The organism is Vibrio sp. YT-15 (assembly GCF_033337445.1).
Taxonomy (GTDB): Bacteria; Pseudomonadota; Gammaproteobacteria; order Enterobacterales; family Vibrionaceae; genus Vibrio; species Vibrio alginolyticus.
On record NZ_JAWOQR010000001.1, the window covers coordinates 417,095 to 432,385 of the forward strand.

The following is a 15,291-nucleotide window of genomic DNA, read 5'->3' on the forward strand; positions in this document are numbered from 1 at the left end:
TGAGATTATGAAGAAACTGACAATGACAATAGCATTGAGTCTGTCTTCTACTGACTTGCTCGCAGAACCGATGGCTTACCAAACCGAGTCTGGTATAGAGTTGATTCCCCTCGTAAAAACTTTCTACGAGGGAGATGACAACATCAATAAAGCGGAAAAATCCGGCAATGTAGAATCGGTCAATATTTGGGGTATAGAACCAAGCTTACTAGCACGTATAGAACGGAATCGCTATCGCGCAGATATTTTATATAAGTTAAAAGCTGGCTTTTCATCTGACGATCGCAACGACTTCGACGACCACACTTTTCAGTTTTCCAACTTTTTCGAATTTAATCATCGTCATCGTTTAGTGGTTGATTACCGTTTTCGCGCCCAGCATGAAGTTCGAGGAGAAGATATTACCGAAGGTAATGGTAGCGCAATCGACTCACCAATAGAGTTCAACCGTAACGATGTAAAAACCAATTATGTCTTTGGATCTAACGGTGCCAAAGGCAGACTCGAATTCGGTTTAGGCTATAGTGATAAAACCTATCAAAACTATCGTGACGGCTTGCCTGGGCGCCCAAACGCTAAAACTAAATACAACGATTTTCGAGCTCCCAATGCACATTTGGAGTTCTATTTAAGAGCGACGCCAAGAACCTATTGGTTAGTCGGAACAAACCAAATCGTAACCGAGTATCAGCACCGAAATTCTGCGCAGCCATCGAAAGATAACAACACCAGTTTCTATTACACCGGTGCCGAATGGGAAGTCACAGGAAAAACCAAAGGCATCGCTCGACTCGGTTATCAAATCAAAGATTTTGACAGCGCTCAACGAGAGACATTTAAAGGCTTTAGTTGGGATATCGGCTTTGAATGGTTGCCTCAAGAACAAACTCTAGTCAGCGTGAAAACCACTCAAGCGGCGGTTAACCCCGATCAAGATGGCGATTACAACCTACAAACTCGTTACCGACTGAACCTGAAGCACGATTGGAATAGTTACCTTGCAACTCGCTTAGGTGCTGTTTATCAACAAGATGATTACACGGGAATCTCCAGAAACGACGATCGGTACACTCTATCTTTTGGTATCGATTATCAGATCAAACGTTGGATACAGCTGCAAGCCGATTGGCAATACCAAGATAAAAACTCTAGCCGATCGGATTATAGCTTCGAACAAAATATTTGGACTTTAAGCGCACAGTTTTCTCTGTAAAAAGGATTATTAATGAAGGCATTCATCAAATTCATGAGTGTAGCGTTGTTGCTATTTAGCACTTTGGTCAACGCTGACTCAAACGAGGAAGATTACTTACTCGATACTGGCGATACCATTTCCGTGCAGGTCTATGGTGAAGAAGATCTTACGATTAAAAATATTCTAATAACGTCAGATGGCTACTTTGATTACCCCTACCTTGGCCGAATTAAAGCAATCAAAAAAACACCAAAACAACTCAAGTACGAAATAGAAACGGGCTTAAAAGGCGATTATCTCATCAATCCAAAAGTGATGGTCACCATCAATAATTTTCGTCTGTTTTACGTTAATGGCGAAGTCAGGAAGCCTGGTGGATTTGAGTACCGTCCAGGATTAACCATAGAGAAGGCCATCGCTCTAGCAGGCGGCTTGACCGACAGAGCCTCACGCAAAGGCATTAACCTCACCAAGCATAAAACGGGTCAAACGATGGAAGGGGTCAGTATGCACCGCAACGTTGAACCTGGTGACATTGTATTTATTGACCAGAGCTTCTTTTAAGTGACAGGGAATCAAATGAACGGGACTCATCCAAATAATCTCCAGATGAACAAAGTAGAACTGATTCGTTTTGGCCATCACTTCAAAGCGATTAAAAAGAATTGGCTAAGCATCGCAGCATTCACGCTTCTGTTCTCATTAACTTGTACTTGGTATATCTACTCCAAAGCATCGATATACCAAGCTACAGCTACGCTACTCATCCAAGAGGAGCAAAAAAGCGCCCTTTCAATCGAGGAAGTATATGGCGTCGACACGACAAAAAAAGAGTACTTTCAAACGCAAATCGCCATTTTAAAATCGAATCATATTGCAGATAAGGTCATTAGAGAGCTGAACCTCACCCAATTACCTGAATTCACAAGCTCAGGGGGGTTAAATAAAAAAGTCGACCAAATAAAGTCGATTCCTTTTGTTCAAGACCTACTGAATGTGGCACCAAGCCCAAAAGAAACCGCCCAGTTTTCAGAATCCTATTATCAGGCACTTCAAGCTTTCAGAAGTAAACTCGATATTGAGCCAGTACGTAACACCCAATTAGTCAGAATTCGCTTTCGTTCTACCGATCCTAAGCTTGCGACGACAATCGCCAACGCGGTCGGCCAAGCCTACATTGACGCAAATTTTGAAGCCAAATTGGTCGTTACACAAAATGCGGCTACTTGGTTGACAAATAACTCTCAAAAATTGGAGGAGCGATTACGTAACTCGGAGCAAGCGCTGCAAGAATTCTTGTTAAAAGAAGGGTTGATCGATATAAATGGTATTGATGAAATTTACGCAAATGAGCTAGAAGAACTCACTCGCAAGCTGAATATCGCTGTTAATAAGCGTATTGAAGCGCAGACGTTAATCCAATTGTTACGACGTAAATCTTCGCAAAGTTTAGACAGCTTGTTGTCAATTGATGAATTCGCTAATCAAGCGCAAATCCGCGATCTAAAATTGTCGGAAGCACAGGCAGCCAAAAATCTCTCTGAACTGGCACAGCGCTACGGACCTAAACATGATCGAATGATTCAGGCGAAAGCGCAGCTTGCTGAAATTCAATCTAGAACCCAGCAACTCATCCGTGACATTTCCTTCAGTAAGCAACAAGACCTTCTTGCTGCAAAAGCGCAAGAGGACATGCTTCGAGCAGAACTCGATAACAAAAAGTCAGACTTCCAATCGTTAGGGTCACAAAAAGCGCGTTACGAACAGTTAAAACGCGAGGTTGAATCCAATAAGGCACTCTATGAAGCGTTCTTAAATCGTGAGAAAGAGACCAACGCCACCAGCGACTACAAGAATGTCACTGCTCGCTTTACTGATAAAGCCATCATTCCTCTATTCCCGGTGGCACCACAACGAATCAAACTGGTACTAATTGCCACCTTTTTTGGCTTTGCCATTGCTTGCGCTCTAGTCATCATCTTAGAAACGATGCGAGAAGTTATCCGAAGCACAGCCGATGTGCAGGAAAAACTTGGTGTTACGTGTTTAGGTGTGATTCCTATGGTCAAAAAACGCAATTTGCGTAAAAACGGCGTCAGTTATACCGCGTATTTAGATGATGAAGAAAAGCTATTTAGTGAAGCTTGCCGCTCCGTCAGAACCTCGCTTCTGCTCAGATTAACCAACACGAAGCAAAAGATATTGCCCTTTACCTCTGCTATTCCAGAAGAAGGAAAAACATCGACCAGTATCAATATGGCGGTGTCGTTTTCAAAAATGGAAAAGGTGTTGATCATCGACTGCGATTTACGTCGACCTTCCATCGCAAAGCGATTCGGTATTGCTGAATCAAGCCCTGGCTTAACGCATATCCTGACGATGGATACGCCAATCAAAGATTGTGTTACACATATAAAAGAAGCCAACTTAGATGTATTATCGGCCGGCCTAATTCCGCCAAACCCACAGGAATTACTGGCTTCTGATCGCTTTAAAAAGTTGCTCGAACATTTTCAAAATAAGTATGACCGGATCATTATCGATACACCGCCCCTACTGTCAGTGAGTGACGCACTTATTCTTGGTCAATATGCCAATGGTCTGATTACCGTCATTCGCTCAGAATCAACAAAATCATCACTGGTTAACCTTGCGTTATCTAAACAAATACAACACTCAGTTCCATCTCTTGGCGTCTTAATCACACAAGCCAAGGCCAAGGAAGGAGAGACGCTTTATGTCCAGAAATACGCCTACTAACGTAAACCTATCTTGGTACCAAACGTTGAAAAGCCAAGAACAGCCGGTATTGATCTATCAAATGGGCAAAGTAGGTTCGAGTGCATTAGAGCATTCCATTCCTGACTCGATTCACTTGCACGACCTTATGACCGTCGATGCGCAAAAACAAATATCCCCCGTTAGAGCGCAATTGCATAAGCCTCAGATCAATGCGTTAAAGCGACGACTAAAGCGTATAACGATGAGCCATATGTTAAAGCGCAAAAAAAAAGTTCGAATTATCTCGCTGGTGCGTGAACCGATCGGACGAAATGTCTCAATGTTCTTTCAAGCACTTCCTTTTTGGATGGCGGACAAATATCTAAAGGATGACAGCGCAATACGTACCGAACGACCGCAATTACTCCAAGAAGCATTTGATAAGCACATGAATCATCAATATGCGCTGCAGTGGTTTGACAACGAGATCAAACAACTAACAGGGATTGATGTGTTTAACGAGTCTTTTAATCACGAAGTAGGCTATCAAACATACCATAACAATAACTTCTCACTGTTGGTCATTCGAAGTGACAAGCTAACAAAGGCTAACTCCGCAGTTGAAGACTTTTTAGGTTACCCCGTGGATGTTGTTTATGAAAATCAATCAGACAACAAATGGTACTCGCCACTACTGAAAGAATTCAAAACGCAATTTCAACCAACACCCGAGTACGTTGAAGAAATGCTGAATTCTAAATTGACGAAGCACTTTTTCTCAAATGCAGAAATCATCGACCTTAAACAGCAATATCTGACCAATTAATCATGAAAACCAAGATTCTACATATTATTAATGATCTTTCTCAGAACGGCGGTGCTCAGAAGTTCTTAGTCGACCTTGTTTTAGAACATAAGCCTGAATACGAAATCAAAATTTTGGTCTTGTGTGATGAAAATGATTACTTACCAATGCTATCCGCCCAAGGGATAGAGTGTTTTAACTGGCGCACATTGTCATTGAGTGAGAAATTCTCTTTGCTGCGTTGGCCGGATGTCGTTCACGGGCACCTCTACCCTTCCATTTACCTAGCGCTATTGGCGGTAGGTAAAAAACGAATCCAGACTGAGCACTGTTCTTATAACCGTCGACGTGACTATCCGCTGTTTAAGTTCATGGAATACGTCTTGTATTGGGGCCACGACTTGACGGTCAGTATTAGTGAAAAAGTACAAGATGAACTGGTGAAGTTCATGCCTCGCTACCAACACAAATATCACGTGGTGCACAATGGCGTTGATTTAAAAAGGTTTTCTATGACACCAAGATTCGCCAGCCACCTAATCGACAAACCAGTTATCAAGATTGGAATGGTGGGCCGACTTCACCAACATAAAGATCATGAAACGCTTATCCAAGCACTTATCCATTTACCAAGACGATACGAACTCCACCTTGCGGGAGATGGAGAAAAAAAATCGTCACTGCAAGCATTGGCAACAAAAATCAACATCGCGCAACGTGTTCACTTTCATGGCGTAGTTTCTGACGTTCCAGCCTTTTTGAACGACATGGATATTTACGTGCAATCGTCGCACGTCGAAGGCTTTGGCTTGGCGGCGGTTGAGGCCATGGCAGCAGGCTTACCCGTATTATCATCGGACGTACCTGGTTTGGATGACGTCACCGGACGTGCCGAATATTTATTTCAAGTTGGTAACGCCACTGAACTGAGCCAAAAAGTTCTCCAGCTGTGTGAAAGTGTTGAGCGGTATGACGCTGCAAGTCAATACTCAGTCAATAGGGCCTCTCTCTACACCATCGATAAATTTCGTGAAGGTTACTATGGAATCTACCAGCAGCTTTGCGCCAACAAATAGTTCCGTGCCATCGAGCCATCGCGCCTCATTGCTTGCAGCATGCCTATTAGCATTGTTCTTTATTCCTATGAAGTTTCGTGCTGGAGGAATAGCGCTAGCCCCATCTGACATCGCAAGCCTTTTGTCCATTAGTTTTACTGCATTAGTGGTATTGGAAGGAAAAGCTGAAAAACTCATGCATCCCTGTATGGGGTTCCTCATATTGTTCACTGGGTATGTGTTCATAAATGGTCTGCTAAATCGCGTCCCTTTAATGCCGCTAGTTATAGAAACTGTGCAATGGTTAGCGATTTTGTGCCTACTGAGCCTAATGTACGCCTATGGCGTGTTTGATGACGAACGGGTAATGGTTTATTTCACGTATCTGTTGTTTTTCATCTGTACGCTCGTTGCCTTATGGCACTTTGCTCAGGGCTATCAAAGCGGGTTTAAGTTACTCGGGGTAAGTAAATACGGGTTCGGTGTACTGTGCTCACTACTGTACCTTTATCGAGATAAAATTCGCGCTTTCCACCTTTTGATGCTCGTAGCTTTAGTATTACTGGTGTTGTCACAAGAAAGAAAAGCGCTACTTGGTTTTTGTCTGCTTTTCTTCTTTGACCAACTGCTCGTAAAAAACTTAATGAGAAAATCGCTCAGCGAAACGTACACGTGGGCGATTTTATTAGCCTTGAGCTTCATTGTGTTTACTGCCGTCACAACCACACTCTACGTTGGGTTTGAAACTCTAGCAGACACATTGGAAATAACCCAAGAAGACGTCTTATTTGCCAACCAAAGTGAAGCCCGCTGGGTATCGAATCTTCATAGAAAACTTTTACTTGCCAATGGGCTAGATATTTTACTTCAACACCCAGTGTTAGGTGTCGGCGCGAAAATGTTACCCAACTTTATGATCAGTTACTTTAATTATGATGAGCTGGCGATCTACACCCACAACTTTGTGTTAGATACCGCAATTGAATACGGATTGCTTGGTATTGGTCTGCTGTTTGGTGGTTATTTTCTTTTTATTCGCTTTTGCTTCCGTAGTCTTAATGAAAACAGAAAAAGCCTATTACTTGCGATATACGCCCTCATCATGGTGTTTTTCGTTGCGGTAAACACCACCATAATTTTAATACTCTTATTACCCGTCATGATCAGCATGAGCAACGACTCAAGGGCCATTGCTCATACTTTTCCGGTAAACCATCACCACGAATATGAATAATCAAGGATAGGATAGATGAAGTATTCAATCTCTCGACAATTTGAAAAGAACCGAGAACTCCAAGCTGATAATTTTGTTTTAGTTTACCAAATGGGCAAAGTTGGCTCCTCATCAATTGAGCACACGCTAGGGGAGAAAAATATCCCGAGCTATCACATCCACACCTTTGATGATCACGAAGAATTTCACATGTATCACAATAAAAAAGACGTGAGTAAATTCTTCGACTTCCGAAACCGCGCACTCTATCGCTTAGTGCTCAAGCAGCGAAAACGTATCTTACAAAAACGCGAGCAGATTAAAATCGTTACGCTGGTCCGCGATCCAATCGCAACTGTCTTTTCTCGCTTCTTTCAAGATCTCCATTTGCAATTTATCGAAGGCAAAAAGAACGATGCAATTCACCGAGATATGGAAGTCACGTATCAGCACCTCGAGCATTGCTTTGATAACTATATCAATCTCAACTATTTTGCGGACTGGTTCGACAACGAGTTAAAGCGTAATTTCAATATCGATGTGATGCGCCAAGAGCTGGACAACACTCAACCTTTCTTCACATTCCAGAACGGTCAGGCCAACGTCATGCTAATCAAATGCGAACAGCTCAGTTCTCTTGATAAAGAAATCGGTGAGTTTCTTGAGTTGCAAGACTTCGTGCTGAAAAACAGCAACGAAGCGAAAAACAAGTGGTACTCTAATATCCACCAACACTTTAAGAATCACTACGACTTCTCAAAACTGTTCTATATGTACGATCTTCCCTTGTATCGCCACGTTTATTCAGAGCAAGAGCGTGATGCTTTTAAACACAAATGGATGCAAACACCAGGGACAAAATCATCATGAAGAAAGTGCTCCATGTTACAGAAGCATTTGGAGGTGGCGTTCAAACCGCCCTCTATAGTTATGTTCACTCATCCAGAGACGAGCCTTATCAACATTTCTTGCTAGCCAGAGCCCGAGAAAACGACTTGACCAATGAGAACAACCACCACATTTTCGTACAGACAAAGTGGGTAGAAGGCGGCTTGCTTCAATTTATTCGCGATGCAAACCACATGATTGCATCACTTGGTCCCGACGTCGTGCATTTGCACTCGAGTAAAGCAGGATTTCTCGGCCGATTTCTAAAGCTTGGCAAGGCACGCTTGGTTTACACACCGCACTGTTATGCCTTCGAACGTGAAGATATCTCAGAGCTTGCACGCCAGATCTATAAAGCACTAGAGAAAGTAAAACTGAGCAAAATTGATGTGGTTGCAGGCTGTAGCCAACGAGAGTGTGACCTAGCCATTAGCATTGGTGCGAAACATGCCGAACTGCTCAACAACTACGTGTCTTATCAAAGTGAAGATCGTATAGAGCGAGACAAGCAAGAAGCGCTGAAGATCGTTGTACTTGGTCGTGTCGCGCCCCAAAAAGATCCTCAGTTTCTTATCAGCACATTGCAGTTCCTTAATCGGTATGCGCTTAACCGCCCGATAGAGATCACATGGATAGGTGGCGGTAACCACGTACTCGAACAGAAATTACGTACTGAAAATGTGGATGTAACGGGTATGCTGCCTCGCGATGAGGTAGTTGAAAAGCTCAAGGGTTCAGACCTTTATCTACATACTGCAGCATGGGAAGGGATGCCGTTAACCATTCTAGAAGCATCCAAGTTACATCTTCCTATGGTTATTCGGACCATCGGCGCAACCAAAGATCTCAACTACCCGTTTTTAGCGCTCACACCTGAAAAAATGGCCAAGCAGATCGCGCATTGTGTCAATCATTATGAAGAGATCGATTTTCGTCAGTATACAGCAGAATTAAACGATGCCTTCAGTGAAGAAAAGCAGCGCCTCGCACTCAATAAACTTTACGGTTAAATGCCCCTATGTTTCACACTGTTCAACAAAAATTACTGTTGATGCCCAGCGGTAAAAAAAGCTTGTTATCTACCGGATTAAAAACCGCAATCACGCGTGTGTTGAGTGCGCTATTTGCTTTTTTACTGACTCTGATTGTATCGAAGACCAGTGACGCTTCGACGGCCGGTCAATTTTTCTTTTTATTCAACCTAGTCTCGCTACTCGCTATCGTTTCTCAGCTAGGTTTTGATGTTTCGTTAGTTCGTTACAATGCGATCGCTTTTAATAACAAAGAGAAGCTTGAACAAAGCCAAAACTATAAAACCGCACTTTATCGAAGTATGGCATTTTGCCTGCTCGCCATTGGCGTTTTGTTGGCAGGATTTAATCTGTTTCCAGAGCAGCTAAACCAGACTCAATCACCAATGTATGCGATTATTTTATGCTTGCTTTGCATACCTTTCTTGGTGCTTGCGCAAACCAACAGTCGGGTGCTTCAAGCATGTAGAAAAGTTGTATCATCTCTGTTTGCGTTGCAGCTTGGGGTAAGCATGTTGATGGTCATTTTTGTCTTTGCCCTAGACTATATCGGTCAGCAAAATATCAACAATCTAATGACCGCACTGCTTTTAGCGAGCATAGGTGTCGCGGTCATATCTAGTGCCAATTGGCTTGGCTCAGATCAATATCAAACATCGGCTTTCGTACCAAACAAAAAAATGGTCGCTTCTGCCAAGCAAGTCTGGGTTGGCAGTATCTTCACGAATGTTCTTCAGTGGGGAAGCCTTGTTATTGCGGGCTTTTTCATCTCAACAACGGAACTCGGTTTGTTAGCCGCAGCCCAACGTACATCACTACTGATTGGCTTTGTGCTGATTACCATTAACTTTGTGGTCGCCCCGATGTTTGCCTCTCTCTACAAAGAGCGCCACATGCGCAAACTGCAGAATCTGAGCCGCTTGGCGTGCCGAGCCAATGTTGGTTTAGCGATTGTACCCGTAATTATTTGCACCCTCTTCCCCGAGTTTGTAATGCAGTTTTTTGGTGAGGAGTTTCTCGCCGCGGCACCACTATTAGTCGTCCTTTCTCTGGGGCAGTTAGTCAATGTTGCGACTGGTTCAGTAGGTTTTTTATTATTAATGAGTGGTCATGAGAGAACCATGAAATACATTACAATTTCCTCCGGTACGGTGTCCATCTGCCTACTTGTTACGCTTTGTCAAATGTTTGGTGTGATTGGTGCAGCGTGGGCAATGGCAATTGGCATGGCTATCCAGAATTTAGCTGCACTGTACTTTGTAAAACGTTACTTAGGCTTCTTTCCAATAGGTTAATTATGGCTTTAATACTGGCACGCACGAGTTTTGTTTTAGTCCTGATGCTAACCGCTTCACTCTCTTTGTGGAAAAGCTCTGACCTACACCATACTGCTTACCTGCAAATGGAAACCTACTTAGGCGGATCAAGTACGCTTCACTTTACTTTCAGTTTATTGATCGGCTTTTTATCGGTCTTCACGTTCCCTTCTCTGGTGAGCTCGAATAAAACCGACGTTTTTGGGATTCGTCTTTTGCTACTGCTGTTAGCTATCGTTTCAATGGAAGAAATAAGCCAACTTTTTATTCCAAATCGATCATTTAGTTTTGATGATCTCAGCACCAACTGGATAGGCGTTATCTCAGGTTACTTTAGTGCCAAGTTAATTCGCTTCATCCGCGCTCGATCGTTCTAGTAATACAGGAATCTCTGGGGGATTTGGGTATATAATTACGCCAAACAACCAGACTAACGAGTACATCATGCCATCTCATCCAACCAAGATTACTTTTTTTGAATTCTTAACCCCGTTGATCACGTCAGGCAAAAAGACGATAACGATTCGAGATGAATCAGAAAGCCATTACGTTCCCAATACAGAAGTCGAAGTTTTTACCTTAGAAACGGATCGTAAAGTCTGCGATATCAAGATACGTTCTGTAGAACCACTTCACTTTGAAGATATTAATGAGTTTCATGCCGAACAAGAAGCCATCGAACTACCAAAACTCAAGCAGCTAATTCGAGAAATCTACCCAAATACCGACACGCTATTTGTTATTGAGTATGAGCTGATTAAATAACCCACAACAAAGGCTAGACGACTGGTCTAATTCATTCTATAGTACACTTCATGAACGCAAAGACGAATGACACACGCCAACATATTCTCGACGTCGGATACGAGTTGATCGTAAACCGAGGGTTCACGAGTGTTGGTCTTTCAGAGCTATTAAAAAAGGCCGCAGTGCCAAAAGGCTCGTTTTATCATTACTTCAAGTCCAAAGAACAATTTGGTGAAGCGATGATTCAAGACTACTTTACTAAGTATTTTGAGCGTTTAAACGCACGCTTTACCAATACTGAACTGAGTGGCTACCAACGCCTAATGAGCTATTTCGAAGAAATGGTCAAAGTAGAAGACGACGTGTGTAATGCGAACAAATGTTTATTGGTTAAGTTAAGTGCAGAAGTCTCCGATCTCTCAGAGTCAATGCGCTTGGCATTACGCCAAGGAGCAGACAAAACCATTCAAGCGATAGCGGATTGCATTGACATCGGCATTCAAGATGGCTCAATCCCCAATGGTGACAGTGCGTTATTAGCAAGGCAGATATACTACCTTTGGAATGGCGCTAGCTTGCTGAACAAACTTTATCAAGATCAGGCAGCATTGACGCAAAGTCTGACCTATACTCAACACTTACTGCAGAATACGCGCACTTGCCCATAACGGGCGGCGTGGAAGCAGAATGAACACCCTACACACGTTTCACTGTCAGAAAAAGCGTCAGTGTTAACACAGTAAACCTTCCCGCTTTACATAAGCGGGATATTTTGAAATAAATACTAGACGACCGGTCTAATCAACAAGTGAGATAGATATGACTAACGCAACAAATCGCAGAATAGTACTCGCGTCACGTCCCCATGGTGCACCGACACAAGAAAACTTTCGTTTAGAAGAGGTAACGAAACCGACTCCGAAAGAGGGTGAAATGCTATTGAGAACGGTTTATTTATCTCTAGATCCATACATGCGTGGTCGCATGAGTGATGCCGAATCATACGCTGACCCTGTTGCAATTGATGACGTAATGGTCGGTGGTACAGTTTGTCAGGTAGAAGCATCAAACCACCCAGATTACGAAGCAGGTGAATGGGTTCTTGCCTACACTGTTGGCTGGCAAGACTACGCTATCTCAACTGGTGAGATGGTCATTAAACTTGGTAAAGAACCGCAAAATCCTTCTTACGCGCTAGGCGTTGCAGGTATGCCAGGATTTACCGCGTACATGGGTTTACTCGACATTGGTCAGCCAAAACCAGGGGAAACCATCGTGGTAGCAGCTGCTACGGGGCCTGTAGGCGCAACAGTTGGTCAAATTGGTAAAATCAAAGGTTGCCGAGTTGTTGGTATAGCAGGCGGAGACGAAAAATGCCGTTACGCTAAAGAGGTGCTTGGTTTCGATGAGTGTATTGATCACAAAGCTGAAGATTTTGCAGAACAACTGAAAAATGCCTGTGACAAAGGTATTGATGTTTACTTCGAAAACGTAGGTGGCAAAGTATTCGAGGCTGTAATGCCACTTCTGAATACAAATGCGCGTATCCCACTTTGTGGTTTGGTTTCTCAGTACAACGCGACAGAGCTGCCTGAAGGTACCGACCACCTTCCATTACTAATGAGTAAGCTCCTGACCAAACGAATCAAGGTGCAAGGCTTCATCATTTTTGATGATTACGGACATCGTTACGGTGAATTTGCGCAAGATATTAATCAATGGTTGGCAGAAGGAAAGATCCAATACCGCGAACATCTAGTACAAGGACTGGATAATGCGCCAGAAGCATTCATCGGTCTGTTGGAAGGTAAGAATTTCGGCAAACTTGTAGTACAGATTAACGACCCATTATAAAAAGGGATATGTAAATGATTAAACTTCACCACCTCAATCAGTCTCGTTCAAAGCGCATCATTTGGTTACTTGAAGAGCTAGATGTAAATTACGAAATTGTACCCTATGTCCGTGATTCCGTGACCTTCATGGCACCGCCAGAACTAAAAAGTGTTCACCCATTAGGAAAGTCACCTGTTCTTGAAGATAACGGCGAGATTATCATTGAGTCAGGTGCAATGACCGAATATTTGATTGAGAAATACAGTGACGGAGCCTTTGCTCCTGAGCGCGGTACAAAAGCACACACAGAATATTTGCAATGGATGCACTTTGCAGAAAGCTCTGCAATTTTACCTATGCTGCTAAAAATCTTCGTAAGCAAAGAGCCAAATGAAACTCAGTTTTTATCAGGCTATGCCGACAAGGAAGCAATGAATGTACTAGGCTACTTCGAGCAATCCTTAGAAGGCAAAACTTACCTAGTAGAAGAGCGTCTGACTGGCGCTGACATCATGATGTCTTTCATTGTCGAATTGGTTCAAAAGTTTGGTTTAGTTAATCACTTCCCTAATATTGAACGTTATGGGAAACAGCTCGCGACACACCCAGCATTTGCAAAAGCTGAACAACTTGAAGTGAAGTACTCTTAATTACTTCCCCCCTTTCGCCCCTTTGATGACACGTAAAACTTCATTTAAGGGGCGATATTACTAGCATCGCAGACACGCTAACTGGATAGCGCTCCCCCCCAGTAAATCGCTTTCGAGAACGCCGATTGTTATGTCAATCAAGCTAATGTAGTAAATTTCTGATTCTAATATAGTTTCGACCATAGTCACCATCTATTGAATTGATAAGCAATATCAGTTTTCTCCCCCAGCTTTTCCGTAATAACCTCCTCTACAGTTTCTAAGGTATTGAACCCTGGAGGGGGAAGAAAAATGACAAACAAGAAATTGACTACAGCAGCAGGTTGCCCTGTCGCACATAACCAAAACGTTATGACTGCAGGTCCTCGTGGCCCTCAACTATTACAAGACGTTTGGTTCCTTGAAAAATTGGCACACTTTGACCGCGAAGTGATCCCTGAGCGTCGTATGCACGCAAAAGGTTCTGGTGCTTACGGTACGTTCACAGTAACGCACGACATCACAAAATACACTCGCGCTAAGATCTTCTCTGACATCGGAAAAAAAACAGAACTATTCGCTCGCTTCACTACTGTAGCTGGTGAGCGCGGTGCAGCAGACGCAGAACGCGACATCCGTGGTTTCGCACTAAAATTCTACACTGAAGAAGGTAACTGGGACTTGGTTGGTAACAACACACCAGTATTCTTCCTACGTGACCCACTAAAATTCCCAGACCTAAACCACGCAGTAAAACGCGACCCTCGCACTAACATGCGTAGCTCTACCAACAACTGGGATTTCTGGACATCACTACCAGAAGCATTCCACCAAGTGACTATCGTAATGAGTGACCGTGGTATCCCAGCGTCTTACCGTCATATGCATGGTTTTGGTAGCCACACATTCAGCTTCATCAACGCAGAAAACGAGCGTTACTGGGTGAAATTCCACTTCAAAACTCAGCAAGGCATCAAAAACCTAACTGACCAAGAAGCAGAAGCGATCGTAGGTAAAGACCGCGAAAGCCATCACCGTGACCTTTACGAAGCGATTGAGCGTCAAGACTTCCCTAAATGGAAGATGTACGTACAGATCATGCCTGAGCTAGAAGCGGATGAAGTCAACTTCAACCCATTCGACCTAACACGTGTATGGTCTCAAAAAGACTACCCACTGATCCCAGTTGGTGAGTTTGAACTGAACCGTAACCCAGAAAACTTCTACGCAGAAGTTGAGCAATCAGCGTTCAACCCAGCTGCAGTAGTACCTGGTATAGGCTTCTCTCCAGATAAGATGCTACAAGGTCGTCTGTTCGCTTACGGCGATGCTCAGCGTTACCGTCTAGGTGTGAACCACCATCAAATCCCAGTGAACGCACCTCGTTGCCCTGTTCACAGCTACCACCGCGATGGCGCAATGCGCGTTGATGGCAACTTTGGTTCAACACTGGGTTACGAGCCAAACTACAAACAAGAATGGGCAGAGCAACCAGATTACTCTGAGCCACCTCTACGCATCAATGGCAACGCTGATCACTACGATCATCGTGTAGACGAAGACTACTTCAGCCAAGCGGGTGACCTATTCCGTCTGATGAGCGAAGAGCAACGTCAAACTCTGTTCGATAACACAGCTCGCGCAATGGACGGTGTGCCAGAGTTCATCCAACAGCGCCACGTTCAACACGCATACCAAGCGGACGAAGCGTACGGCAAAGGTCTTGAAATTGCACTAGGCTTAAACAAGTAAGCGAACGCTGCAATCATTACACTGTGTGATTTAAAGACGAAAAAAAGGAGGTACTCTACAGTACCTCCTGATTTCAAATCACTAATCCTTAATCACAAGTCAC

The 15,291-nt window shown here is 43.5% G+C and carries 15 protein-coding genes; all 15 read left to right on the forward strand.

Features of this window, described 5'->3' with window-relative positions:
* Positions 1 to 7: 7 nt before the first annotated feature.
* The 15 genes from R7D93_RS01790 to R7D93_RS01860 all read left to right on the forward strand — a co-directional run bounded on the left by R7D93_RS01790 (position 8) and on the right by R7D93_RS01860 (position 15,188).
* On the forward strand, positions 8 to 1,213 hold the full coding sequence (locus R7D93_RS01790; protein ID WP_172563907.1) for an outer membrane beta-barrel protein: 1,206 nt from the start codon (positions 8 to 10) through the stop codon (positions 1,211 to 1,213).
* Between the two features lie 12 nt (positions 1,214 to 1,225).
* Positions 1,226 to 1,759, forward strand: a complete 534-nt coding sequence (locus tag R7D93_RS01795; RefSeq protein ID WP_005375265.1) for a polysaccharide biosynthesis/export family protein — start codon at positions 1,226 to 1,228, stop codon at positions 1,757 to 1,759.
* Between the two features lie 15 nt (positions 1,760 to 1,774).
* Positions 1,775 to 3,955: a GumC family protein gene (locus tag R7D93_RS01800; RefSeq protein ID WP_225496351.1), complete on the forward strand. Its 2,181-nt coding sequence runs from the start codon at positions 1,775 to 1,777 to the stop codon at positions 3,953 to 3,955.
* A complete protein-coding gene (locus tag R7D93_RS01805) occupies positions 3,933 to 4,742 on the forward strand; it encodes a putative capsular polysaccharide synthesis family protein (RefSeq protein WP_213867850.1) in 810 nt (269 codons plus the stop codon). The genes R7D93_RS01800 and R7D93_RS01805 overlap by 23 nt, the downstream gene beginning before the upstream one ends.
* A gap of 2 nt (positions 4,743 to 4,744) precedes the next feature.
* A complete protein-coding gene (locus R7D93_RS01810; RefSeq protein WP_213867851.1) occupies positions 4,745 to 5,797 on the forward strand; it encodes a glycosyltransferase in 1,053 nt (350 codons plus the stop codon).
* Positions 5,763 to 7,010, forward strand: a complete 1,248-nt coding sequence (locus R7D93_RS01815; RefSeq protein ID WP_213867852.1) for an O-antigen ligase family protein — start codon at positions 5,763 to 5,765, stop codon at positions 7,008 to 7,010. Before R7D93_RS01810 ends, R7D93_RS01815 begins: the two co-directional genes overlap by 35 nt.
* Before the next feature lie 15 nt (positions 7,011 to 7,025).
* A complete protein-coding gene (locus R7D93_RS01820; protein WP_086047258.1) occupies positions 7,026 to 7,859 on the forward strand; it encodes a putative capsular polysaccharide synthesis family protein in 834 nt (277 codons plus the stop codon).
* Entirely contained in the window at positions 7,856 to 8,887 is a 1,032-nt protein-coding gene (locus tag R7D93_RS01825) for a glycosyltransferase family 4 protein (protein ID WP_213906928.1), read from the forward strand. The genes R7D93_RS01820 and R7D93_RS01825 overlap by 4 nt, the downstream gene beginning before the upstream one ends.
* An 8-nt stretch (positions 8,888 to 8,895) precedes the next feature.
* Positions 8,896 to 10,203 carry an oligosaccharide flippase family protein gene (locus tag R7D93_RS01830; protein ID WP_225496353.1) on the forward strand — a complete coding sequence of 436 codons (1,308 nt, stop codon included), beginning with the start codon at positions 8,896 to 8,898 and terminating at the stop codon, positions 10,201 to 10,203.
* A gap of 2 nt (positions 10,204 to 10,205) precedes the next feature.
* The gene (locus tag R7D93_RS01835; protein ID WP_033906760.1) at positions 10,206 to 10,601 is read left to right on the forward strand and encodes a VanZ family protein; all 396 of its coding nucleotides are present in this window, start codon (positions 10,206 to 10,208) and stop codon (positions 10,599 to 10,601) included.
* A gap of 67 nt (positions 10,602 to 10,668) precedes the next feature.
* Positions 10,669 to 10,989, forward strand: a complete 321-nt coding sequence (yqfB, locus tag R7D93_RS01840; RefSeq protein WP_005385855.1) for a N(4)-acetylcytidine aminohydrolase — start codon at positions 10,669 to 10,671, stop codon at positions 10,987 to 10,989.
* A 50-nt stretch (positions 10,990 to 11,039) separates the two neighbouring features.
* The gene (locus R7D93_RS01845; protein WP_005385858.1) at positions 11,040 to 11,639 is read left to right on the forward strand and encodes a TetR/AcrR family transcriptional regulator; all 600 of its coding nucleotides are present in this window, start codon (positions 11,040 to 11,042) and stop codon (positions 11,637 to 11,639) included.
* A 151-nt stretch (positions 11,640 to 11,790) separates the two neighbouring features.
* The gene (locus tag R7D93_RS01850; RefSeq protein ID WP_225496355.1) at positions 11,791 to 12,825 is read left to right on the forward strand and encodes an NADP-dependent oxidoreductase; all 1,035 of its coding nucleotides are present in this window, start codon (positions 11,791 to 11,793) and stop codon (positions 12,823 to 12,825) included.
* Between the two features lie 14 nt (positions 12,826 to 12,839).
* On the forward strand, positions 12,840 to 13,457 hold the full coding sequence (locus R7D93_RS01855; protein WP_005375238.1) for a glutathione S-transferase family protein: 618 nt from the start codon (positions 12,840 to 12,842) through the stop codon (positions 13,455 to 13,457).
* A gap of 291 nt (positions 13,458 to 13,748) precedes the next feature.
* Positions 13,749 to 15,188, forward strand: coding sequence for a catalase (locus R7D93_RS01860; protein WP_017821260.1), 1,440 nt, complete (start codon positions 13,749 to 13,751; stop codon positions 15,186 to 15,188).
* Positions 15,189 to 15,291 lie beyond the last annotated feature (103 nt).